This window comes from Streptomyces sp. A 4/2, from assembly GCF_940670765.1.
Lineage (GTDB): Bacteria > Actinomycetota > Actinomycetes > Streptomycetales > Streptomycetaceae > Streptomyces.
In genome coordinates this window covers 24,407-47,489 of record NZ_CALNVW010000062.1, presented here as the reverse complement: position 1 = coordinate 47,489, position 23,083 = coordinate 24,407, and the positions used below count along the sequence as shown (strand labels likewise).

Annotated in this window: 16 protein-coding genes; 3 read left to right on the top strand and 13 right to left on the bottom strand. The window is 69.9% G+C overall.

Annotation, left to right across the window (positions count from 1 at the left end; translation table 11 throughout):
- Positions 1-136 precede the first annotated feature (136 nt).
- Together NBY69_RS36155 and NBY69_RS36150 are read right to left on the bottom strand one after the other, a co-directional pair.
- Entirely contained in the window at positions 137-1,777 is a 1,641-nt protein-coding gene (locus tag NBY69_RS36155) for an amidohydrolase (protein ID WP_250306522.1), read from the bottom strand.
- Between the two features lie 89 nt (positions 1,778-1,866).
- Positions 1,867-2,307: an Lrp/AsnC family transcriptional regulator gene (locus NBY69_RS36150; RefSeq protein ID WP_250306521.1), complete on the bottom strand. Its 441-nt coding sequence runs from the start codon at positions 2,305-2,307 to the stop codon at positions 1,867-1,869.
- Positions 2,308-2,510: 203 nt separating this feature from the next.
- Here NBY69_RS36150 and NBY69_RS36145 point away from each other — a divergent pair, with 203 nt between their 5' ends.
- Positions 2,511-2,912: a hypothetical protein gene (locus tag NBY69_RS36145; protein ID WP_250306520.1), complete on the top strand. Its 402-nt coding sequence runs from the start codon at positions 2,511-2,513 to the stop codon at positions 2,910-2,912.
- Here the strand turns inward: NBY69_RS36145 and NBY69_RS36140 are convergent.
- The 3 genes from NBY69_RS36140 to NBY69_RS36130 all read right to left on the bottom strand — a co-directional run bounded on the left by NBY69_RS36140 (position 2,868) and on the right by NBY69_RS36130 (position 6,753).
- Positions 2,868-4,004: a phosphotransferase family protein gene (locus NBY69_RS36140; RefSeq protein WP_250306519.1), complete on the bottom strand. Its 1,137-nt coding sequence runs from the start codon at positions 4,002-4,004 to the stop codon at positions 2,868-2,870. The genes NBY69_RS36145 and NBY69_RS36140 overlap by 45 nt on opposite strands.
- Positions 4,005-4,044: 40 nt before the next feature.
- Positions 4,045-5,169 carry a hypothetical protein gene (locus NBY69_RS36135; protein WP_250306518.1) on the bottom strand — a complete coding sequence of 375 codons (1,125 nt, stop codon included), beginning with the start codon at positions 5,167-5,169 and terminating at the stop codon, positions 4,045-4,047.
- A 411-nt stretch (positions 5,170-5,580) separates the two neighbouring features.
- Positions 5,581-6,753, bottom strand: coding sequence for an acyl-CoA dehydrogenase family protein (locus NBY69_RS36130; RefSeq protein WP_250306517.1), 1,173 nt, complete (start codon positions 6,751-6,753; stop codon positions 5,581-5,583).
- Between the two features lie 304 nt (positions 6,754-7,057).
- Between NBY69_RS36130 and NBY69_RS36125 the strand changes: the two genes are divergently transcribed.
- Positions 7,058-8,323, top strand: coding sequence for a glycoside hydrolase family 18 protein (locus tag NBY69_RS36125; protein WP_250306516.1), 1,266 nt, complete (start codon positions 7,058-7,060; stop codon positions 8,321-8,323).
- A gap of 77 nt (positions 8,324-8,400) precedes the next feature.
- On the opposite strand, the gene NBY69_RS36120 is transcribed toward NBY69_RS36125, so the two are convergent.
- Positions 8,401-9,042 (bottom strand): TetR/AcrR family transcriptional regulator, encoded by a 642-nt coding sequence (locus NBY69_RS36120; RefSeq protein WP_250306515.1) that lies wholly within the window; start codon positions 9,040-9,042, stop codon positions 8,401-8,403.
- 550 nt (positions 9,043-9,592) lie between these two features.
- Between NBY69_RS36120 and NBY69_RS36115 the strand changes: the two genes are divergently transcribed.
- Positions 9,593-13,291, top strand: coding sequence for a beta-galactosidase (locus NBY69_RS36115; protein ID WP_250306514.1), 3,699 nt, complete (start codon positions 9,593-9,595; stop codon positions 13,289-13,291).
- 170 nt (positions 13,292-13,461) lie between these two features.
- Here the strand turns inward: NBY69_RS36115 and NBY69_RS36110 are convergent, their stop codons facing one another.
- From NBY69_RS36110 to NBY69_RS36080, 7 genes are all read right to left on the bottom strand, one after another.
- The gene (locus tag NBY69_RS36110) at positions 13,462-16,989 is read right to left on the bottom strand and encodes a discoidin domain-containing protein (RefSeq protein ID WP_250306513.1); all 3,528 of its coding nucleotides are present in this window, start codon (positions 16,987-16,989) and stop codon (positions 13,462-13,464) included.
- A 535-nt stretch (positions 16,990-17,524) separates the two neighbouring features.
- On the bottom strand, positions 17,525-18,958 hold the full coding sequence (locus tag NBY69_RS36105; protein WP_250306512.1) for a glycosyltransferase 87 family protein: 1,434 nt from the start codon (positions 18,956-18,958) through the stop codon (positions 17,525-17,527).
- 123 nt (positions 18,959-19,081) lie between these two features.
- Positions 19,082-19,726: a methyltransferase domain-containing protein gene (locus NBY69_RS36100; RefSeq protein ID WP_250306511.1), complete on the bottom strand. Its 645-nt coding sequence runs from the start codon at positions 19,724-19,726 to the stop codon at positions 19,082-19,084.
- Positions 19,723-20,367 carry a DUF2064 domain-containing protein gene (locus NBY69_RS36095; RefSeq protein WP_250306510.1) on the bottom strand — a complete coding sequence of 215 codons (645 nt, stop codon included), beginning with the start codon at positions 20,365-20,367 and terminating at the stop codon, positions 19,723-19,725. The genes NBY69_RS36100 and NBY69_RS36095 overlap by 4 nt, the downstream gene beginning before the upstream one ends.
- Positions 20,364-21,071: a glycosyltransferase family 2 protein gene (locus NBY69_RS36090; RefSeq protein ID WP_250306509.1), complete on the bottom strand. Its 708-nt coding sequence runs from the start codon at positions 21,069-21,071 to the stop codon at positions 20,364-20,366. Before NBY69_RS36090 ends, NBY69_RS36095 begins: the two co-directional genes overlap by 4 nt.
- Before the next feature lie 204 nt (positions 21,072-21,275).
- Complete coding sequence (locus tag NBY69_RS36085) at positions 21,276-21,755, bottom strand: hypothetical protein (RefSeq protein ID WP_250306508.1); 480 nt, start codon at positions 21,753-21,755, stop codon at positions 21,276-21,278.
- 2 nt (positions 21,756-21,757) lie between these two features.
- Positions 21,758-23,056: a molybdopterin-dependent oxidoreductase gene (locus NBY69_RS36080; RefSeq protein ID WP_374211381.1), complete on the bottom strand. Its 1,299-nt coding sequence runs from the start codon at positions 23,054-23,056 to the stop codon at positions 21,758-21,760.
- Positions 23,057-23,083 lie beyond the last annotated feature (27 nt).

Sequence of the window (23,083 nt, the reverse complement as noted above, 5' to 3'; positions counted from 1 at the left end):
TACCCGCCGGTGGCCGCTTTCTGTCAACAGTCGTCCGACCTGCGGTGTTCTGACGAATCAGCAGGTCAGTGCCGAAGATCCGCAGGTGACGGGAGAGCCCTCGGCGCATCGATCGGCGGCAAGAAATGCCCGGATGTCATTCGTTCGGCCTCACGTAGACCGTTCGTCCGAGGACCACCGTCCGCAGACAGACCGGGAGTTCGGCTCCGGGGGTGAGGTCCGGCAGTCCGGGGGTACCGGAGCGCGGGTCGGTCGACCAGCGGGCCACCCGGTCGTCGGGGGCCTGCACCACCAGGTCCGCGGTACGCCAGACCGCGTAGTCGGCGGGGGCGCCGGGCGCCAGAACCCCCGCGTCGTCCCGGCCGATGGACCGCCAGCCGCCCCGGGTGTGGGCGGTGAACGCGGCCCGTACGGAGATCCGGTGGTCCGGGGTCCGGTGGAAGGCCGCGGCGCGCACCGTACCCCAGGGGTCGAGCGGGGTGACGGGGCTGTCGGAGCCGAAGGCCAGGGGGACCCCGGCGCGCAGCATGGCCGCGAACGGGTTGAGGGTGCCGGCCCGTTCGGCGCCCAGGCGCTGTGCGTACATCCCGTCCGGGCCGCCCCAGGCCGCGTCGAAGGCCGGCTGCACGGAGGCGGTCAGCCCCAGCTCGGCGAAGGCGGCGATCGTTTCGGGGGTGAGCATCTCGGCGTGCTCGACACGGTGCCGGGCGGCGCGCACCCGGGCCGTACCGAGCTTTTCAGCGGCGGCCCGGACCCCGTCGACGACCGCGGACACCGCGGCGTCACCGATGGCGTGGAAGCCCGCCTGGAGCCCTTCCTCGGTGCAGGCGGTGACATGCGCGGCGATGTCGGTGGCGTCCAGGTGGGCGGTGCCGGTGTGGGCGGCGTCCGCGTACGGTTCGTGCAGGCAGGCGGTGTGCGAGCCCAGGGAGCCGTCGACGAAGAGGTCGCCCGCCGCACCGATCGCGCCGAGTTCCCTGATGCGCCGGGCGTCCTTGGCGTCGGCGACCCGGTCGGCCCAGTAGCCGAAGACCCGGGGCCCCTGCTCCTGTTCGGCGAGCCGGAGCAGGCCGGTGAAGTCCTCCTCGTCGGAGATGTCGGGACCACCGCACTCGTGGAGCGCGCCGATGCCGAGGGAGGCCGCCCTCCGGCGGGCGGCGCGCTGCGCCTCCGTGCGCTGCTGCGGGGTGATCTCCGCGTAGGCGGCGGCGCGGACGGCGTGGTGCTCGGCGCCGGTGAGCGGGGCGTCCGGGTGGTATCCGGCCATCGAGGTGATCCGGGGCACCAGATCGAGCATGGCGGTGGAGGCCACGGCCGAGTGGACGTCGACGCGCGGCAGATAGACCGGCCGGCCGCCTGTCGCCTCGTCGAGTTCCGCGCGCGACAGCGGCTGCTCGCCGGGCCACCGCGCCGCGTCCCAGCCGTGGCCGAGCAGCACCCGGTCGCCGGGGCGGTCCGCCGCGTGGGCGCGTACGAGCGCGAGCGCCTCGCCCGGTGTGCGGGCGGCCGACAGGTCGAGGCCGGTGAGGGCGAGACCGGTGGCCGTGGTGTGCACATGCGCATCGGTGAACGCCGGGGTGACCAGGGCGCCTTCGAGGTCGACGACCTCGTCGACCCCCTTCGCGAAGGCGTCCGCCGCCCCTTCGGAGCCCACCCAGGCGACGTGCCCGCGTTCCACGACCATTGCGGTGGCGAAGGGGTCGGCGGGGCTGTGGATGTCTCCACCGCGCAGCAGTACGGTGCGGTGTTCGGCCTGGGGGGCGGTGCTCTCACTCATGGGAACAGTCTCCCGCCTGCGGGCCGGTGCCCGGCGCAGGGGGGGCCGGTACGGCGTGGATCAGGGACCGGGAGCAGGCGGGGAACGCGTCAGATCTGCGGTGGCCGGGCTTCGTACGGGGTGGACAGGACGACGGTCGTACGGGTCGAGACTCCGGCCAGTGACCGGATCCTGGTCAGGAGGTTCTCCAACGCCAGCGGGGTGGGGACACGCACCTTGAGGATGTAGTTCTCGTCACCCGCGACGCTGTGGCACGCCTCGATCTCCGGGACCCCGGCGAGCCGTTCGGCGATGTCGTCGGGGGCGCTGGGGTCGAAGGGCTTCACCGAGATGAACGCGGTGAGCGGCAGCCCCACCGCCTCGGGGTCGACGACCGCGGCGTACCCGCGGATGACACCGCGCTGCTCCAGCCTGCGTACACGCTGGTGCACCGCCGATGTGGACAGGCCCGTGGCCTTGCCCAGGTCGGTGTAACTCATCCGCCCGTCCTTGACGAGCAACTCCACGATCCGGCGATCCAGCTCCTCCATACGGATCAACCTATGGCCCCAGGTCACTCCAGGCACAGCCGGAGCGGCCGGTAAGGGGGAACTGCGGCAGCCATGTGACGAAGACCACAGGCCTGGAGCCGTGTCTGCGGGGAACGCGCGATTACCGCGCGGACGGGGCGGGAAGTGCTTGCTGTGGTCGAGACCACAGTTTCTGGTCGGCCCACCCGAGGGGGAGATTCTCCATGCAGAAGCTTAAAAGCGTTGATTCCATCGAGCCCGCCGAGCTCGCCGCCATCGAGGACGGTGTCGGCTCCGACGCCTACGACACCTGTGAGATGTACCGGGTGATCTGCCCTGACTGTGCCCAGCCGATCGCACTGCTCGCGGACGAGGACGTCCTGCCGGAGCACGCGCTGTGCGCCAGCCCCTGGAATCCGTTCGGACTCACCGTGTGCGCGGGAACCGGCCGCGCGGCCTCGGAGGCCGTGCCCGCCGACGACTCCCTGGATGCCCAGGAGCAGGACACCGCACTGCTGTTGACGCTCCCCCAGGGCCTCGACTGGCGCAAGCAGCCCTTCTCGCATGTCGGCGGTCCCGGCTCACGTCCCGTCAGGGTCCCGCGGCTGGGCCGCGAAGCCGCCTGACCAGTCGTACGTTCCCCGCACCAGGGCGTCCAGAGAGGCGCGGTGCAGGATCAGCCCATCCGGGTCCTCCGGGACCCGGACCTCACCGAAGTACACCTGGCGGTAGGCGATCCGCAGCATCACGATCGCGTGCCGCAGGGCCGCGTAGAGCAGATGGAACTCCATGTCGCGCGGTGTGTGGCCGGTGAGTTCGGCATAGCGCCGCTCGATGTTCTCCCGGCACAGGAAGTCCGGCAGTCCGCGCTGTCCCGTCCCCTCGGTCAGGTCCTGGAAGAAGCGGTGCAGATAGACGGTCCAGCCGAGGTCCAGCTCGCACGGGCCGTATGCCGCCATTTCCCAGTCGAGCACGGCGGCGGGCGCGAAGCCGTCGTACATGATGTTGCCGATCCGGGCGTCTCCCCAGCAGAGCACCGCCGGGCCCTCGTCCAGCGGCCACAGCGACTCCAGGCGGTCGAAGGCGCTCTCGATCAGCGGTGAGCGGGGCAGCCCGTCCACCACCCAGGCGTAGTAGGCCCGTTGCTCCTGTACGTGCCGGCGCAGCGGGCTGCCGGTGCCGTCCGGGAGCAGGAACTCCGCCTCCGCCGCGGGGAACTGCCCGTGCAGCCCGGACAGGACGCCCAGCGTCGCCTCCTCCAGGGCTGCCCGGTCGGCGTCCGTGGCGGAGTGCAGCCAGTTCCCCTCGTACGTGTAGGGCATGACGTCGGGAGGGACCCGGCCCTGTGCCTGCTCCATCACGAAGAACGGCGCACCCAGCGGGCCCGGATCCGTTTCGAGCCAGAGCGCCCGCGGCACCGGGACGCCGGTGTGCTCGGCGACCAGGCGCATCACCCGGTACTGACGCTCCATGTCGTAGGCGGGGAAGACCGTGTACGCGGCCGGGTCGGCGGCCAGGCGCAGCGCGCAGGCGCGGACCGGCGCCGCCGGGTGGTCGACGGTGAAGAGCAGCGTCTCGCTCGACATGCCGTTGGAAGCGGGCGTGGAGAGGTCCGTGACCCGGACGCCCGGCAGCCGGGCGTCGAGCCACCGGGTGATCCTGCGGCCCAGGTCCTGCGGATCGCGGGTGGTGGTGCGGGGGCGTGGTGCCGTGGTCATGGCGGTGCTCCTCGCTCGGGGACGGGTGCCGCGGCTCCGCTCAGGGCGCGACCGATTCGTATCCGGTGAATCCGCTGGGGTCGTGGCGGCCGAAGCTGCCGTGCTCGAAGATGCCGTGGCCCACCTGCCCGTCGAGGGTGAAACGCGCGGCGTGATCGGTGACGCCGAAGGCCGCCGCCGGGTGGGCCGACGGGTCGCTCAGGTCGTAGGCGCGCCGGTCGGTCCAGCCGCGCCCCTGCCAGGTGCCGTGCTGCCAGTCGGTGGCCGGCGGGTAGCCCGCACCGAGCGCCAGCGGCGAGGAGCAGAGGATCTCGACGCCCAGTTCCAGTGGTTCGCGGCCGGGGCCGGTGAGATGGATGACAGCGCGTTCGGGGTGGCGGGTGCCCGGCCGGTAGCCGATGTCGGCCTGTGGCCAGCCGAGTTGGACGTCGCGCCGGCCGTTCCGTACGAGCAGTGCCTCGCTCAGGGTGCGGTAGCCGTCGGCGTCCTCCTGGGCGATGACCATCATGAATCTGTCCTCGAACCGGACCGGGGCCCAGATCCAGTGGAAGCCTTCGGGGCGCTGCTCGGCGGCGGCACGCCCGCCCTCCTCGCCGGGGATGGGCCGCACGCCCCAGCTCCGGTCGCGGGTGCCCGTCCACTCCCCCGCCGCGAGCCGGATCTCCGTACCACCGGCCCGTACGGTCCCGGTACAGCTGCCCGCCTGGACGAAGCGGCGGCCTTCGAGCATCAGCCGCTCGCCGCGCCGCTGGACGTGGTGCGGCTCCCAGACGGCGGGGAAGTCGGCGGTCCACTCGATGTCGAACGAGAGCGAGTCCGGGTCGGCGGGATCGGCGTCGCAGTGCAGGGACAGCCGGCGCAGCGGGGTGTCGACCGTGATGCGCAGCGGGCCCACGGCGAGGTTCGTCCGGTCGTCGGTGAGGGCGTCCGACGCGCGCACCGCGAGGAGCCGGTCGCCGCTGCGCAGCGTGGCATAGGCGTCGATCACACCCGTGTTGGGGTAGACGCCGAGGCCCACGATCAGGAGCGCCGTGCCGTGATGGTCGAAGACGTGGAAGATGCACCGGTCGTAGGCGTTGCGGTCGCCCGTCGCGACATGCTTCATCGACAACGGCACCTGGTGGACGGGGTATTCGTCGAGCGCTACCGGACGGTCGTCGGTCACGGCATCCTCCTGGCGGCAGGGGAGATGACGGTACGTCAGAAAGCGTGCGGGCGGCCATACCCGGACCGCCACCGGAATCACCGGCGCGGGCGTGGGCGCCGGATCGCGCGAGGGCGGACGGGTCGCTCCGTCGCGCACCCTCACCGCGCGAACAGACGCCCGACGCGGGCGGGCGGTGACCCGGCGCCGCCGTCCCCCGTTGACCCGGCATGACTCTTCTGCACTACGGGGCCGGGGCAGGACGGCGCCGGCTCGTCGCAGCCGCGCCTGAAGAATCGCTTCCGCAGGTCGTGGACGCGCCCATCTACCAGGCGCTGGTCAGCCAGTGGGGGCGCGCGGGCAGGACCCTGCCGGGCCGCCGGGACCAGGAATGGGCACGCCTGACCGCGGCCGGTGTGCGGCCGGGGCAGTTCAGTGCGACTCCGGACCCGCGAGATGGCGGGCGATGACCATCCGCTGGATCTGATTGGTGCCCTCGACGATCTGCAGCACCTTGGCTTCCCGCATGAACCGCTCGACCGGGAAGTCCGCCGTGTACCCGTAGCCGCCGAGCACCTGAACGGCGTCGGTGGTGACCCGCATCGCCGCGTCCGTACAGAAGAGTTTGGCCATGGCGGCCTGCCGGGAGAAGGGACGCCCGGCGTCCCTCAGCCGGGCCGCGGCGAGGTAGAGCGCGCGGCCCGCCTCGATCTGCGTGGCCATGTCGGCGAGCATGAAGCGCAGGCCCTGGAAGTCCGCGATGGGGCGGCCGAACTGCCGTCTCCCGGTCGCGTACTCGACCGCCTCGTCCAGTGCCGCCTGGGCGACGCCGATGGCGCAGGCGGCGATGCCGAGCCGCCCGGAGTCGAGCGCGGACAGCGCGATGGCGAAGCCCTGGCCCTCCTCGCCGATCCGCCGCGCATCGGACACCCGGACCCCGTCGAAGTGCAGTTGGGCGGTGGGCGAGCCCTTCATCCCCATCTTCTTCTCGGGAACCGCGGCGTCCAGTCCGTCGGCATCACCCGGCACCAGGAAGGCCGAGATGCCCCGGGCCCCGTCTCCGCCGGTACGCGCCAGGACCGTGTAGAAGTCCGCGATTCCGCCGTGGGTGATCCACGCCTTGGTCCCGGTGATGATCCATTCGTCGCCCTCGCGCACGGCCTTCGTCCGCAGCGAGGCGGCGTCGGAACCGGATGCGGGCTCGGAGAGGCAGTACGCACCGAGGAGCCCGCCGCCGAGCATCGCGGGCAGCTGGGCGGCCTGCTGCTCCTTGGTGCCGTACCCGGCAAGCGCGTGGCAGGCGAGGGAGTGGACGCTGACACCCAGACCGATCGTCAGCCGCGCCGAAGCCAGCTCTTCGAGGACCTGGAGGTAGACCTCGTACGGCTGGTCACCACCGCCGTGGGCGGAGTCGTAAGGGAGGCCGAGCAGCCCGGCTTCGGAGAGCAGCGTGAAGATCTCACGCGGGAACCGGCCGGCTTCCTCCTCGGCCGCCGCACCGGGCGCGATCTCCCGCTGGACGATGTCGCGCACCAGCGCGATCAGGTCTCGGGACTCCTCGGTGGGCAACTGCCGGTCCACCAACTGCGGGGCGCGGTCGGACATGGCGACGCTCTCCTCCCTGTCGGGCACTGCGGCGTACGCGCGGCCAGGGTGTGGCGACGCCGCCGGGTCTCACCTTCGGCCGATGCTGCCCTCCCGGATCGCGGAAGGGGCTGACCAGAGGCTGTGGCGGCTTGAGTATGCCCGATCGGCGGACTTCCGTCACGGGGGCCAGATTGGTCCGAACCATTGACCTCACTGGTCTAGTCCTTCTACCTTCCCCCTAGCGGCTTTTCGCGTTCATGCCAAAACGGCGCTACCGCTCAGTTCCCCCACCTTCCGTTCCCCTCCCCCACGAGGAGACAGCATGTTCGGACGATTCCATCCACGGGCCCGGTTCCGGGCCCTTCTCGCCGCCACCTGTACGGCGGCTCTCGGCTTCACCCTGCTCGCGGGCGCCGGCAGTGCGTCGGCCGGCGAGAACACCGCACCGGTCGCCGCCAAGGCCCCCGCGGGCAGCAAGGTAGCCACAGGCAGCAAGGTCGTCGGATACTTCGCCGACTGGGACGTCTACCAGCGCAACTACCAGGTCAAGAACATCCAGACCTCGGGCTCGGCCGACAAGCTCACGCACATCAACTACGCCTTCGGCAATGTGACCGGCGGCAAGTGCGCGATCGGCGACGCCTACGCCGACTACCAGAAGACCTACGACGCGTCCTCCAGCGTGGACGGCACCGCCGACACCTGGGACCAGCCCGTCGCGGGCAACTTCAACCAGTTGCGCGAACTCAAGAAGCTGCATCCGAACCTCAAGATCATCTGGTCCTTCGGCGGCTGGACCTGGTCCGGCGGCTTCGCACAGGCAGCCCAGGACCCGGCCGGCTTCGCACAGTCCTGCTACAACCTGGTCAAGGACTCGCGGTGGGCCGATGTCTTCGACGGCATCGACATCGACTGGGAGTACCCCAACGCCTGCGGTCTCACCTGCGACACCAGCGGGGCAGCCGCCTTCAAGAACGTGATGGCCGCCCTGCGCGCCAAGTTCGGCTCGTCCAGCCTGGTCACCGCGGCCATCACCGCTGACGCCTCGGACGGCGGCAAGATGGACGCCGCCGACTACGCGGGCGCCGCGCAGTACGTCGACTGGTACAACCCGATGACGTACGACTACTTCGGAGCCTGGGACGCCCAGGGCCCCACGGCCCCGCACTCCCCGCTCACCTCCTACACCGGCATCCCGAAGGAGGGCTTCAACACCGACGCCACCATCACCAAGCTCAAGGGCCTCGGCGTCCCGGCGGACAAGCTGCTGCTCGGCATCGGCTTCTACGGCCGCGGCTGGACCGGCGTCACCCAGGACGCCCCCGGCGGCACGGCCACCGGACCGGCCCCCGGCACGTACGAACAGGGCATCGAGGACTACAAGGTCCTCAAGAACACCTGCCCCGCCACCAGCACCGTCGCCGGTACCGCGTACGCCAGGTGCGGCTCGAACTGGTGGAGCTACGACACCCCGGCCACCATCGCCGGGAAGATGGCCTACAAGAACCAGCAGGGCCTCGGCGGGACCTTCCTCTGGGAGCTCAGCGGTGACACCTCCAACGGTGAGCTGATCCACGCCATCAGCTGACACCGCTCACGCAGAACGAGGGGGTGGGGAGCCCGACGGCTCCCCACCCCCCTTCCGCTCACGCCGTGCGCGGCCCGTCACTCCGCGGGTGGCGGCGAGGGGCACTCGGGGACGAACTCGCCAATGGTGTCGAGGGTGTTGCGCAACATCCTGACCAGCAGTTCACGGACCGTCTCCCGGACCATGTCCGGCTGCCCCAGCCAGTCGAGCGCGATTCCCTCCACCGCGTTGAGCCAGCCCAGCAGCGCCAGCCTGGCCAGCGGCGGGATGTTCCGGTGCCCGTACGCACCCTCCGCGATGGTGGCGATCAGCTCCTCGCGCACCGCGCCGCGCAGCGCCTGCACCTGGGTGTCGAAGCCGACTCCCCCGGTCACGATGGTGCGGAAGGCCGCCTTGTTGTGCTGGGCATAGAGCAGATAGCCCTCGATGGTGCGGTGCACGCGGTCGGCGCGGGGAAGGTCGGTGCCGCCGGCCGCGCGGGCCACCAGATCGGCCACCGAATCCTCGACGATGGCGAAGTAGTAGCCGCGTTTGCTCTTGAAGTAGTAGTAGATGAGCCCTTTCGCGACTCCCGCGTGCTGGGCGATGTCATCCATCGACAGCACGTCGTAAGCCGTGTCGGCGAACAGTCTCCGGCCGATGACGATGAGCTCCTTGCGGCGGAGCTGGGACCGCTCGGTCGGTACGCGCTGTTGAAGGGGGAGTCCACTCTGCTTCACATTCGGCCCCAGTCTGCCGCCGTCTCGGAATCCCGAAGTATGGCAGACCTCACCTCTGGCCAAACATGCACGTCCGCAGGGCTGTTGGCCGGGATCCCCGGGCGTTCCGACGAGCGAGCAGCACCTCACATCCGAAGAGGCGGCAACGGGAAGGCATACCCCGCCCGTGAGCGAATCTGTTGGAAAGTATTGAGATCAGTGCGGATCTGCGCTTCAATTTGCGCGCGACGAGTCCATCTCATGTGCCGCGGACCACTCATCCCCTGAGGGTGTAGGGCCGCAGGCCCGCGGCGACGACGGGAGCGTGCACATGCGGATGATCCACGGATCGACGCGGCCGGGTGCGTCGATCAACGCATCCTCGCCGTAACTGCTCACGGAGCAGGGCGCGTTGTTCGCCACCGGCGTCTCGCCGGCGTACGCCTCAGCGTTCGGCTCTCTTTCGTCGCCTTTCCCACGTACCGCGTCGACGAACTCTGATCGCTCCTGATTCCGCGGCACCCAAGCAGGGGCGCTTCACCGTGTTGTGACCCATCTAGTGGAGGTTCCCATGAGCTCGAGAGGTATAAGACGCCGGCTCCTGCACCGCTGTCTGGCAACCGGTACGGCCGTCGCCCTGCTCGGCGGCCTGAGCGTGGCCGCGGGTACGACGGCGGCGTCGCAGCCCACGGCGGCCCCGACCGGCCGGTCCGCGAGCCCTGCGGGTGCGGCGCATTCGGTGACGTACGACCGTTACTCGTATCTGATCGACGGCAAGCGGACCTATCTGTGGGCCGGTGAGTTCCACTACTTCCGGCTGCCCAGCCAGGGCGAGTGGTTCGACGTGCTGCAGAAGATGAAGGCGGCCGGCTTCAACGCGGTGTCGCTGTACTTCGACTGGGGCTACCACTCGTCCGCGCCCGGGGTCTACGACTTCACCGGCGTGCGTGACGTGGACAAGCTGCTGGACATGGCGGACCAGCTCGGCATCTACGTGATCGCCCGTCCCGGCCCGTACATCAACGCCGAGGTGGACGGCGGCGGATTCCCCGCCTGGCTGCACAACAAGGTCGACGAGACCCGTACCACCGACCCGAAGTGGCTGAAGTACTCCGACGAGTGGATGACGAAGATCGACCGCATCATCGCCCGCCACCAACTCACCAACGGCACCGGCACGGTGATCCAGTACCAGGTCGAGAACGAGTTCTACGACAGCGGACCCGGCGACCGCGCGTACATGAAGCACCTGGAGGACAAGGCCAGGGCGGACGGCATCAGCGTGCCGCTGGTCGGCAACAACAACGGCACGTTCAACTCCGGTACGGGCGCCCTGGACGTGGACGCGGTCGATTCCTATCCGCTGGGCTTCGACTGCTCCAACCCGTCGCACTGGGAGGGCGTGCCGGACATCAGTTACGACCACCCGGCCGGAAAGCCGCTGGTGACCGCGGAGTTCCAGGGCGGCGCGTTCGACTGGTGGGGCGGCCCCGGCTACGACAAGTGCGCGCAGCTGGTCAACGACAAGTTCGCCGACGTGTTCTACAAGCAGAACCTCGCGGTCGGCGCGACCATGCAGAACCTCTACATGACCTACGGCGGCACCAACTGGGGCTGGCTGGGCATGATGAGCCACTACACGTCGTACGACTACGGCGCCGCGATCCGCGAGACGCGCCAGCTCGACCCGAAGTACGACCAGGACAAGCTGATCGGCTACTTCACCCAGGCCGTCGCCCCGCTCACCAAGACCGACGCGCTGCCCGCGGTCCCGACCGACAATCCCAAGGTGCTGGACACCGCTCGGGCCAATCCGGACACCGGTACGCAGTTCCACGTGCTGCGGCACACCGACTCCACCGCGACGAGCACCGACAGCGCGCATCTGAAGCTCGACCTCGGTGCGCACACGTACACCGTCCCGCAGCAGTCCGGCACGTCCCTGACCCTGAACGGCCGTGAGTCCTCGATCGTCGTCGCGAACTACGACCTCGGCAGCAACAACCTGATGCGCTACTCCACCTCTCAGATCATGACGAACGCCACCATCGGCGGGCGCGAGGTCGCGGTCCTCTACGGCGACCACGACTCGGACGGCGAGACGGTCCTGCACTACGACACGAAGCCCACCGTCACCTCCACCGGCGGCAGCGTCACCTCCACCTGGGACGCGGACACCGGCGATCTGCGGCTCGACTACCGGCACACCGGCCTGACCCGGGTCCAGATCAGCGGCGGCGGCCGCCCGCTCCAGCTGCTGCTCGCCGACACCGCGACCGCCAAGACGTTCTGGCGGCAGGACACCGCGGCCGGCCCGGTCCTGGTCCGCGGTACCCACCTGCTGCGCGGCGCCTCGCGCGAGGCAGGAACCCTCGCCCTCAACGGCGACATCGGCAGCGACGGCTCCGTCGAGGTCTGGTCCACGGCCAACTCCCTCACCTGGAACGGCCGGAAGGTCCACACCGGCGTCGGGAAGGACGGCAGCCTCACCGCCACGCTCCCCACCGCCGCCGATGTCTCTGTGCCCGCGCTCACCGGCTGGAAGCACACCCAGGAGTCGCCGGAATCGCAGCCCGGCTTCAACAACTCGTCCTGGCAGGTGGCCGACAGAACCACGTCGAAGATCACCACTCCGGCCACCCTTCCGGTGCTGTCCGCCGACGACTACGGCTTCCACACGGGATCCACCTGGTACCGCGGCCGGTTCACCGGAGACGACGGGACGACCGGCGTCACCCTGTCCACCCGGAGCAGCGGCGCGGCGGCGGCCTCCTCCGTGTGGCTCAACGGCACCTTCCTCGGCAGCTCCACCGCCGACGGCCCGAAGACCTACACCTTCCCGCCGGGCACCCTCAAGAACGGGGGCGACAACGTTATCTCCGTCCTCACCGTGAACATGGGACATGACGAGAACTGGGGACGGTCCGACCCCAGTACCGTCCGCGGGCTGACCGGCGCCACTCTGGTCGGGGACGCACCGAGCACCATCACCTGGCGGCTGCAGGGCGTACGCGGCGGGGAGACCCCGGTCGACACCGTGCGCGGCCCGCTGGCCACCGGCGGTCTGTACGGCGAGCGCGCCGGCTGGATGCTGCCCGGCTACCCGACCGACCAGTGGAAGCCGACCACCCTGCCCGCCAGCGACACCACCCCCGGCGTCTCCTGGTACACCACCGACGCGAACCTGCACCTGCCCAAGGGCCAGGACACCTCGCTCGGCCTCACCCTCACCGACGATCCGTCCCGCAAGTACCGCGCCGAGATCTACGTCAACGGCTGGCACATGGGCAACTACGTCAACTACCTGGGCCCGCAGCACAGTTTCCCGATTCCCAACGGGGTGCTCGACCCGAACGGGAACAACCGGATCGCCATCGCCGTGTGGAACCTCGACGGGAGCACCGGCGGCCTGGGCAAGGTCGAGCTCACCAAGTACGGCAGCTACGCCTCCTCACTGGCCGTCGGGCAGAACGACAGCCCCCGCTACGACAAGACGCGGTACGCCATGCCCTCCGCGCACCAGCCCTCGGTCGCCCTCCAGGTGCCCGGGTCGGTGGCGGGCGGCCAGTCCTTCACCGCGACCGCGACCGTCAGCATGCCTGCCGGCGCACCCCCGGCCACCAAGGTGACCGCCGCGCTCGCGGCGCCCGACGGCTGGACCGTCGGCCCGCCCAGCGCGGTCGCCGGCCCCGTACGGATACCCGGCGGGAAATCGGCCACGTACACCTGGCACGTCACCGCCTCTGCCTCCCCCGGTCAGGTGAACCCGCTCATCGCCACCGTGCGCTTCGTCCGGGGCGGCCGGTCGCAGACCGTCACCGACGAGCGGATCATCGGGCCGTTTCGGCTCCCGCAGTCGAAGATGTCGGTGGTCCACGCGGACAGTCAGGAGACCTCCGGCGAGAACGCCCCGGCCACCAACGTCCTCGACGGCGACCCGGGCACCTACTGGCACACCCAGTGGTCCGGCACGGTCGCACCGATGCCGCACGAGATCCAGCTCGACCTCGGCGGCGACAACACCGTGTCCTGCCTGTACTACCTGCCACGCCAGGACGGCGCCAACGGCCGCATCGCCACGTACGAGGTGTACACCAGCAAGGACGGCGCCACCTGGGGCAACCCGGTCGCCACCGGAACCTGGACCAACACCTCCGCGGAACAGAAGGCCTGCTTCACCCCGGTCGGCGCGCACTACATCCGGCTTCGCGCGCTCAGCGAGGTAAACGGCAATCCGTACACCTCGGCGGCCGAGATCAACGTCGGCTGAGCGGGTCCTCCTGGTAGATCCAGGGGCTGCACGACGACGGCCTGTACGACCCCGCTCGGGTCGTACAGGCCGTCGTCGTCCGTGGTGGGTTCCGTGTCGTCAGGGCCGGTGACGGCCGGCCCGGACAGACACCGGTCTAGACACCGGTCTAGACACCGGCCGAGACCGGATCAGCTCGGCGAGCCGTACAGGGTCACCTCGGCGATGCCCGCGACCGACTGCGCGCCGCCGCCGACGACGTCGGTGATGTTGATGCGGACGTACCGTGCGCCTGGTGCGGTGAAGGTCTCCGGCAGCGTGTACTGGCCGCCGCGGGTCAGCCCGGGAATCACCGTTGTCCATGCATTCCCGTCCCCGGAGACCTGCAGGTCGTACGTGTACCAACTGCTGTCCTTGCCCCAGTGGATGAGAGCTCCGACCAGGTCGTGGGCGGCCGACAGCTGCGCGGTCAGCGTCTGCGGCAGCGCTGCCGACTCGGCGACCCATCCCGTACCGAAGGTGATGTCGTCGTCGAACGCCTTGGCGGGTTCGAAGCCGCTCGCGTGACTGGAGGCGCTCACCTCACCGATCTGGCCGCGAGGAACCTTCGGCCCGGGGTCAGCCGGCTGACCCCCGCCCGTGCCACCCGGCGGAACGACACGGAACTCGCGCATGCTCGGCCACCACCCGCCGCCCGACAGCACGTTCACCCGCACGTACCGCGCCTTCACGGACACGCGGTGGTCGGCGGTGCCGCCCGTGGTGGTGTTCGACTCCTCGTCGACCACCTTGGTCCAGTTCGTCGCGTCGTCCGATGTGAGGACGGCGTACCGGTAGGTCGCCTGGTCGGACTCCCAGACGATCTGGAACTCCGAGATGTCCGACGGCTGACCGAGATCGACCTGCCACCAGGCAGGAATGTCGCCGCTCGCGACCCACTTGGAATCCGAGTCGTCGTCGACAGCGTTGCCGGGGATGTTGCCCTCCTGGAAACTGGAGGCGGTGGCCGGCATGTTCAGAGCGATGTTCTGCGCACCCTGGGACTCCAGCGTCGAGATGTCCTTCCACTCCGGATGACGCCCGTCGGGCATGTACCTGCCGGAATAGCGACTTGTCGCCACCGTCCAACTGCCGGACTCCAGCCCGTCGGCCGTCGCGGTGAGCGTGATGTCGCCCGGCTCCGTGTCCACCGCGAGCAGGGCGTAGCCGATGCCGGCCCTGGCCTTCTGGGTCTGTACCGCGAGACGGGGGATGTCGTGGCCGACGAGGCTGCCCTTCCCGGTCACCGCGAGCTCGATTTCCGCGGTCGACGTCGGAATGACGGTGCCGTCCACGTCAACGACCTTGATGTATACGGGGATCAGGTCCGAGCCGTCGGCCACCGGTTGGATCCGCGGGCGCGCACGCGCATAACGGCGGAGCGTATCGGCCGCCACTGCGGGCAGCGGACTGCCACGCTTCGCGCTCAGCTTCCCGATCAACGATTCGACCGTACCGGGCTGCACTTCGTCGGCCAGCGCAGCAGCGGCCTTCACCGCAACCGGTGACACGTTCCCCAGGTAGTACGCGAGCAGGTCTCGCAGTGCCGACCGGACACCCGCGTCGTCGATCTCGATCTGGATGTGGTGCGGGGCTCCGGGGGTTTTCACGATCTGAGTGGCGGCCGGCTTTCCGTCGATGCAGCCCTCCGCCCTCAGCTCGCCCGCGACGAACGAATCCAGCGAGAAGGAGTAAGAGGGACTGCCGCCTTTCGCGGCGATGTTCTTGGCGGTGCCGGCGTTCTGGCTCCGGCTCTTCTCACCGACCAGGGTGCCGTTCTGGTACAGCTTCACGTGATCGGTGTTGCTGAAGACCGTTACCTCCCGGCTGGATTCCGCCGAGTAGCTGCTGGCGATGAACACCATCGGGCCGCCGTGGTTGGGGTTCTCCGGCGACTGCATCCCCTTGAGCCAGTAGTAGCAGTACTTCGGGTACCGGTCGATGTCCACGGCCCCGGACTTCTGATAGGGCGAGTTCGTTCCGTAGTCCTCGAAGACCCAGAGAAAATAGCCACCGATCCGGGGGTTGGCGTCCAGCCCGCCCCAGTCCCAGTACCCGGAACCGTTGAGGTAGCGCTGCCGGGTCTCCACCTGCCGGACGAGTGCACCCTCGCCGCTCTCGCGGCCCACCCGGCCGGGGTCCTCCCAGTCGCCCCATTCCCGTGTGAAGAAGGGCTTTTCCGGATCGGGGTCCGAACCGTCCGAGTTGACGACCTTGTAGTTCACGTCGTAGTACTGCTCACCCCACAACCCGTAGTCGGCCGCGGTGAACATCTGGTCGTTGGGAATCTCCGCGTGGGCCAGCGCGGTGACTTTCTTCGACCACCACTCCGGGTACTGCGTCTCGTTCAGCGCGGTTTCCCAGAGAATCATCGACGGACGGTTGCGGTCCCTGCGGATCATCTGCACGGCGTCCGCGTAGGTGCGATTCACGAACGTCTCGTCATCGCTCCAGAACTGCCAGCCCGGTGCGCATGCGACGACGAGCAGTCCGAGCTCGTCGGCGGCGTCGAGAAATGCCGGATCGTGCGGATAGTGCGCGGCACGTACCGCGTTGAACCCGCCCAGCTTCAGCCTGAGTGCCTCGCGCCATTTCATCGAGGCCGGTGCGGCGTCGCCGACGTAGGCATAGTTCTGGTGGATGTTCGCCCCGCGCAGGAAGAGGCGCTCACCGTTGATGTAGAGACCGTCCGCCCGATATTCGATGCGGCGGATCCCGATGCGCGTGGTGAGTGAATCCAGCACCTGGTCACGGTGGAAGACCTCGCTGACGAGCTCGTACAGGTGCGGTCTGTCCGGGTGCCACAGGTCCGGACGGATCACCTCCAGACTCTGCTCGAAGTCGTGAGGGGCGCCGCTCGCGATCGTCGCGGTCCGGCTCTCCCGGGCGACGATCTCTCCCCGAGGATCGCGGATCGTCGTCTGCAGCCGGATGACGGCAGACGCATCGGAGCTGTTCACCAGGTTGGTCCTGGCCTGGACGACAGCCCGCCCGGTGTCGGCATGCGGGTAGGTGACGAACACCCCGCCACCGGCTACGCGGTCGGCCTCCAGTGGATCCGTGATGTGGATGCGCCCGGTCGTCTCCACCGTGACGTTGCGGTAGATGCCGCCGTACGTGAGGAACCCGAGCTGGTTTCGGGGTTTACCGGGGGGCGTCTGCGGATCATCGAGATTCGAGACCCGCACGGCGAGAAGATTGTCGCTGTCCCGGTGGAGCTTGTCGGTGACGTCCACGGAGAAGCCGAGATAGCCACCGTGGTGTTCGGCGAGCTTCTCACCGTTGAGGTACACCTGGCAGTTCGTCTGCACGCCATCGAAGCGGATCACCACCCGGCGGTCCCTGTCCCCGGGATCCGGGCGGAAGTACCGCCGGTACCAGCCGATACCGGCGAAGACGTCGTAGACGACCGGCTCCTTGCGCTCCAGCCGCATGGTGTGCGGAATCGACACACCCGCCCAGGCGGAGTCGTCGAAGGACAGCTCCTGCGCGCCCTGGACATCGTCGCGCCAGAATGCCCAGTCCGTGTCGAGGTTGAGGGTGCGCCGCCCTGGTGCCCTGTTCGCACTTCCCCGCGATGCGGCACTCGCCAACCCACCGGGTACCAGCGTCATGCCGGCGCCGGCGAGGCCCGCTATCAGTACATTGCGGCGTCCGGGGCCGCCCGTGTTCCCGCCCATCTGCAGTGACCTCTTCCGTCTCGTGAGGCGCGTCCTCCGCGACCTCATCTGGTATTCGATCCAGTTGCAGCGGTTGTTCTGACGGCTGTCCGGTTCGGAGCAGTTCGACTCGAACGGCACTGTGCTGCCGACGGCACTACCCGAGCCCCTGAAGAAGCTGACATCGTTGTCCGTCGTCGTCCCGGCACCCAACGGGCCGGAGCGGGCCCGAGGCAGGGCGAGGGACCACATCAGTCAGCAGAAATGAGGGCGAACTGCTCGCCGCCTGGCGAGAGCCCGGAATCAGGTGGCGCAATCGGAACAGCGAAAGAAACGGAAACTCCCAGAAACCGACATCCATTTGCAACGTAGGTCAACAGGTGTCACGAGTCAACATCCCGTCAGCTACTCGGTATCCGCCGGATCCATCGGCCTTCCGACCGCATGGAAGTCAGAAGGGAGAAGTCCAGAACCTCCAGAGGTCCCGAGCTTCCGAGCGGGCCTGCAACTGCGGGCGCTGTCCCCTCCGGCGTCCGCACAACGGCCCTGGACGGAGTCAGGACCGGTCGTACGTGGCGAGGCCCCCGCCGAAGGACGTAGCCCTCGTCTGACGGCGCCACGCCCAGCCGGTGAGTACGGCGGCGGCAGCGACCGCGTAGGCGGTGGTACTCACCGTCGCCCCGTCGTCGAAAGCGTGGCTGGTGACGTACGTGACGGCTCCCGCCGCCGCGACGGCCAGCCACTCCCAGCGGCCGTCCAGGGCGACCAGGGCGACGAGCAGCAGTGCGTACCAGGAGTAGGCGGGGGTGAGCAGCAGGAACGCGGTACCGGTGACGAGGAGAGCACCGCTCCAAGGACGTTCGGGGTCGCCCCGCCACAGTACGTACCCGGTCACGAGCAGCATGATCACCACCAGGGCCGGGACGGTCCACGCCTCGGGCAGGAGCAGGCGGAGCACCGCGTAGCGGTTGCGGGCGGTGGCGTCCTCGTAGCCTTCTTCCTGGACGTAGCCGCCGAGGTAGCCGAAGACAGAGGCGTGGGAGGCCAGGACGTACGGGACGTAGGCGAGGACCGTGACGGCGGTGACGGGCACGAGCACGGCGGCTGCGTCTCGCACCCTCCGCACGCCGGACAGCGCCCCGGGCAGGACCACGGCGGGCATCAGTTTGGTCGCCACGGCGGCGCCCAGGAAGGCACTGCCGGAGAGTCGGCGTCCGGCGGCCAGGAGTCCCAGCCCCACGACCGTCAACAGCACCCCCAGTACGTCCACGTGTGCGTTGTTCACCGCCTCGACCGGCACGGCCGGGCACCAGGCCCAGTAGGCGGCAGTGAGCGGACCGACGCGCCGCAGCCGGGTCGAGATCAGGACGAGGGCAGCGGTGACCGCGACCGAGAGCAGCGCTCCCGCGATCTGGAAGAGCTTCAACCGGGCACCGGACGGGGAGAGTTGCTCGACTCCGTAGAAGTACGCCTCGGCGACCGGCGGGTAGACGGTGTGCACGGCCGGGCGGTTGAGACGGGTGCAGTGGGGTGTGTCACCGGGCGACGGGACAGGTGCGCGGTCGGGGCCCGCACACGCTGGACCGGTGGGGAAGAGCCAGCTGTCCCGGAGCCGGGCGAGAGCCGGATCCGCCGGGGCGTGGTCGTACGGCGAGATGCCAGCCGCCTGGACCCGGCCGTCCCACGCGTAGCGGAAGGCGTCGGTACTGGTACGTGGCGGCGCGACGAGTCCAGTGGCTGCCACCATCGCCGATCCCGCGAGGACGAGAGCGGCGGCCTGGCGTCCGGGGACCTTGCGCAGCGACCCGACGGCGGCGGCGAAGAGCAGCCAGGACGCCGCGTACCACCAGGACAGTCCCGCCGGGTCGGCGTGGTACCCGTCATAGCCGATGGTGAACACCAGGGCCGCGGTGAGGGCTGCCAGCAGGAGTCCCGCGCGTACGGTGCGGGGGCAGAGGCTGCGAAGTCCGGCGGTACGGGGGGTGATCACGCTGCTCAGCCTCTCAGCGTCCCCGGCCATCAGCGGTGCGACGCCCCGACGTCCGCGTACCGCAGGAATCCGCATGCCCTGGCGGTACTCCCTGAGACCCGGCTCACGAGGGCCGCCGGCGCTTCAGCGGGGCCGCAGTTGAAGGAAGGTGCGGCCTGCCGCCCGCCACTGGTCCTCGGCGATCCAGCCGGTGGCCTCGGCGTAACCGAGCAGCGCCGGGGTGCCGACCCTCGCCCAGGGGAAGGCCGTCGTGCCCCGGGTGACGCGGCCGTCGCAGAAGCGGACCTCGACGCGTTCGTCGATGTCCTGCGCCACTGTCTCGACGATCAACGTGCCGTTCGGGTCGATGAGTTCACAGACCCGGCCCAGCAGGGCCTCGGGGGCGCCTCCGATACCGATGTTGCCGTCCATCAGCAATACGGTCCCCCAGCGTCCCTCGTCCGGCAGCGGATCGAAGACGGAACGGCACAGTGCGGCCCCGCCCTCCCGCACGGTGCGGTCGACTGCCTCCTGGTTCACATCCATGCCGAGTGCGGTGGTGCCCAGCGCGGCGAGTGCCGCGACCAGACGTCCGGGACCGCAACCGATGTCGAGCACCGGGCCCCGGCAGCGTGCCAGCACGGTGACGTCGGCGCTGTCCGGCGCGGCGCACCAGCGCTCCACCTCCAGAGGCAGCAGCCAGCCGTCGTCCCGTCGAAGGAAGAGCGGCCCCTGCCCGGTCAGCAGCGCCTCACGGTACGGATCGGCCCGCCAGGCCCGCACGCTCACCGGACCCCGGCTCCCGCCCGGTCCGTGGTGAACACGGCGTGCAGGGCGCCGAATCGGCTGCCCGGGATCACGGAGGCCACAGCGGCGGCATCGGCAGCGGTGTCCACGTCCCGGAGCACCGGCAGATCGCGGACGGCGAGACCCGCCGCGGTCAGCCGCCTCCGCTGGACGGCTCCCGTGTGCGCCGTCGACATGGGCACGCCGCGCAGGAGCTCCGGGTCGGGGGCCGCGAGACCGAGCGCCCAGAAGCCACCGTCCTCCGCAGGCCCGAACCAGGCGTCCGACCCGCTGAACTCCAGCCCCTGCGCCAGGAGTCCGGGTGTCACTTGCGGGGTGTCCATGCCGATCAGCAACGCGGGCCCGGTGCAGATCGCGAAGGCCCCGGCCAGTCGGATGTCGAGGCCGCCCGCGCCTTGTTCGGCCACCTCGAAGCCGGGTGGCAACCAGGGCCCAGGAGCCCCTGCGAGCACCAGAACCCGACGATCGGCCGGCGTGGCCAGCACGGCCTCCAGGGTGTCGGCGAGGGCGGCCTCGGCCAGCCGGGCCGACTCTTCCGGCGTGAACGGCGGGGTGAGCCGAGTCTTCACCCGACCGGGCAGGGGCTCCTTGGCGATGACGAGGATCGTGGTCGCGCGGGTCACCCCACGGCCGCCCGGGGTGCCTCGGCGAGAACCTTGCGCATGTCCCTCACGGCCTGCCAGGTGCCCCGCCAGGTGCCGGTGACCTTGGACTTCCCGGTGCGCGGCAGATACGGCACGTCCCTCTCCCGCACCCGCCAGCCCGCGTCGGCCGCCCGGACCACCATCTGGAGCGGATAGCCGCTGCGCCGGTCCGTGAGGCCGAGGCCCAGCAGCGCCTCGCGCCGGGCGACCCGCATCGGCCCCAGGTCGTGCAGCCGCAATCCGGTCCTGCGCCGCAGCATTCCGGCCAGCGCCAGGTTTCCCGCTCGGGCATGCGCAGGCCAGGCACCGCTGCCCTGCGGGCGGCGCCGCCCGAGCACCAGGTCGGCGTCCCCCGAGGCGACTTGAGTCACGAAGGGGACGAGCAGCCCGGGGTCGAGCGAGGCGTCGCAGTCGCAGAAGCAGAGGAGCTCCGCGTCCGACGCGAGCAGCCCCGCATGGCAGGCCGCACCGAAGCCCCGCCGGGTCTCGGTCACCACGGTGGCACCGAGCGAACGGGCGAGGTCCGCCGACCCGTCGGTGGAACCGTTGTCGACCACGATCGCGCGCCAGCCGGCCGGGACGCGCTCCAGTACCCAGGGCAGGGCCGCCGCCTCGTCCAGACAGGGCAGGACGACATCCACGGAGGCCGGCCGCGGTACCACTGAGAAGTTCAGATCGGTCACAGCTTCACCATACGAATCAAAAGGCGACAAAGGGGTACAGGTGCCTTGCGAAACGCGGACGCCGCCCCCCGGGTGCGCTCCGGCGTCAGCCCGGCGGGCGTACGGGACACGGCCGGGTGCGGCGGGCTGAAGGCGTGCACAGCCGTCGGACGGCTGCCCTTTCGAGCTCACCTTCCCGGCAGGTGCGGGAGCACGCCCGGCCCGTCACATCCCCCGGACGTGTGGCCGGGTACGACGGCGCCGGCGGACCGTGTTGATGAGCGCGGCAAGAGCCGAGGCAGCGAACAGGCCTGCCGTGATCAGTAGCCATCGCCCCAGATAGACGTGGTCCGAGAGCCCCGTGTCCCCGTGGTACGGGGCCGACTTGCGCAGGATCAGCGGAAACCAGACCAGGAACAGCAGCGCGGACAGCGCGACGGGCGCACGCAGATAGTTGATCCAGCCCGTGCCCGGCGCACGCCCGCTGCGGAGCGGCATGGCTGCCTGGGCCGTGCGGTCGGCACCGCTGTAGAGGGGCAGCAGAACCAGGTCGTGCAGGAGCGCGGCGCCGATGAACCACACGGCGACAGCGACGGTACGGCCGTTGAGGAGCTGGACCGCTGCGTAACCGGCGACCAGGAAACAGCAGGCCATGGCGAGCAGGTGGAAGGGGTGGGCGCCGTAGCGGCGGGAAAAGAGGCTCATGGTCACGTCCGGAAGGTGAGGCGGCGGACCCATTTGGTGTTGTTCACGCCTGGGTTGGCGGGAACGATGACGCGCGCGGGATAGCCGTGGTCGACGGAGAGTGGTGCCCCGTTGACGTGCAGGGCGAGCAGGGAGAGCGGGTTACGGATCTGGTTGCCGGCCAGGAGCACCTGGCGGAAGGAACCCTGCCGCTGCACCGACTCCACCAACACTCCGGCGGCACGGGGCACTCCGGCGAGCGCCGCGAGGTCGGACAGCCGAAGGCCGGACCAGCCCTGATCGTCGGTGGACCAGCCTTCCACACAGGCGATCGGCAGTTCCGCCGTGTGCTGAGCCATGGCGAGCAGCTGATCGCGGGTGAAGGAGAGTTTCCGTGCCCCCCGCAGTTCCAGGCGCCAGTCGGGACCGATGTCGGTCGCCGTGATGCCGACGGCCGTGGCGCTCTTGTTGATCTGGAAGCCGTTCGGGCCGGAGCCGGGGTTGCGGTTGTGCGGGGCGAGCAACGCGGTACGGCGCAGGGAGCCACCGATGCTCTGCCCTGCGGTGACGACCAGCAGGGCCAGCGACCCGGCACCGACCAGACCCAGCGCACCACGTCGGCTCACCGTCGCCCGGGCCGGGGCGGCGGCGACGAGACCGTACGGATCGCGAGGTTCCGGCTCGGTGTGGGCGGTATCGGTGGCCAGCACCGAGCGAAGGCTGCGCGAGCGCACCGCCCGCCACATCCGGCCCAGGCGCAGCGCCACATGGGCGGCGAAGGCGGCGATGAACACCCAGGCGCCGTAGAAGTGCAGGGTGTAGAAGGAACCGGGAAAAATGTAGTCGAGCTGGATGTTGAGCACACCGGTCGCGAACTCGAACAGGACGCCCCCGACCAGCAGGATCAGCGACAGCCGCTCCAGGGCGTGTGCGGGGCTGCGTGCCGGCGGCCACTCGAAGAGCTTGGGGACCACCGACCACAGCTTCGCGAGCAGGACGGGGATGAGGACGATCCCGAGGGTCACATGCACGCCCTGGGTCAGGCGGTAGAGCCAGTACGGGTGAGTGGGCCAGGTGAACAGGTAGAAGCCCAGCAGGCCCTTGTCGGGGGTCTTGTCGTTGAGTACGCCCAGGTTCGGGTTGTACGCGGCGTACGACAACAGCCCGGTGACGAACAGGATCGTGATGCCGAACAGAAGGATCAGACCGAGGACCGCGGTCAGCCACGCTCCGCGGATCGGACTGCGCCAGAACCCGGGCCGGAACGGGCCGGGCGGCGCGACGGCGGCCAGGGACCTCGCCCGCCCGCGCAGTCCGACCACGCCGTCCGTACGCGGGTCAGGTGGCTT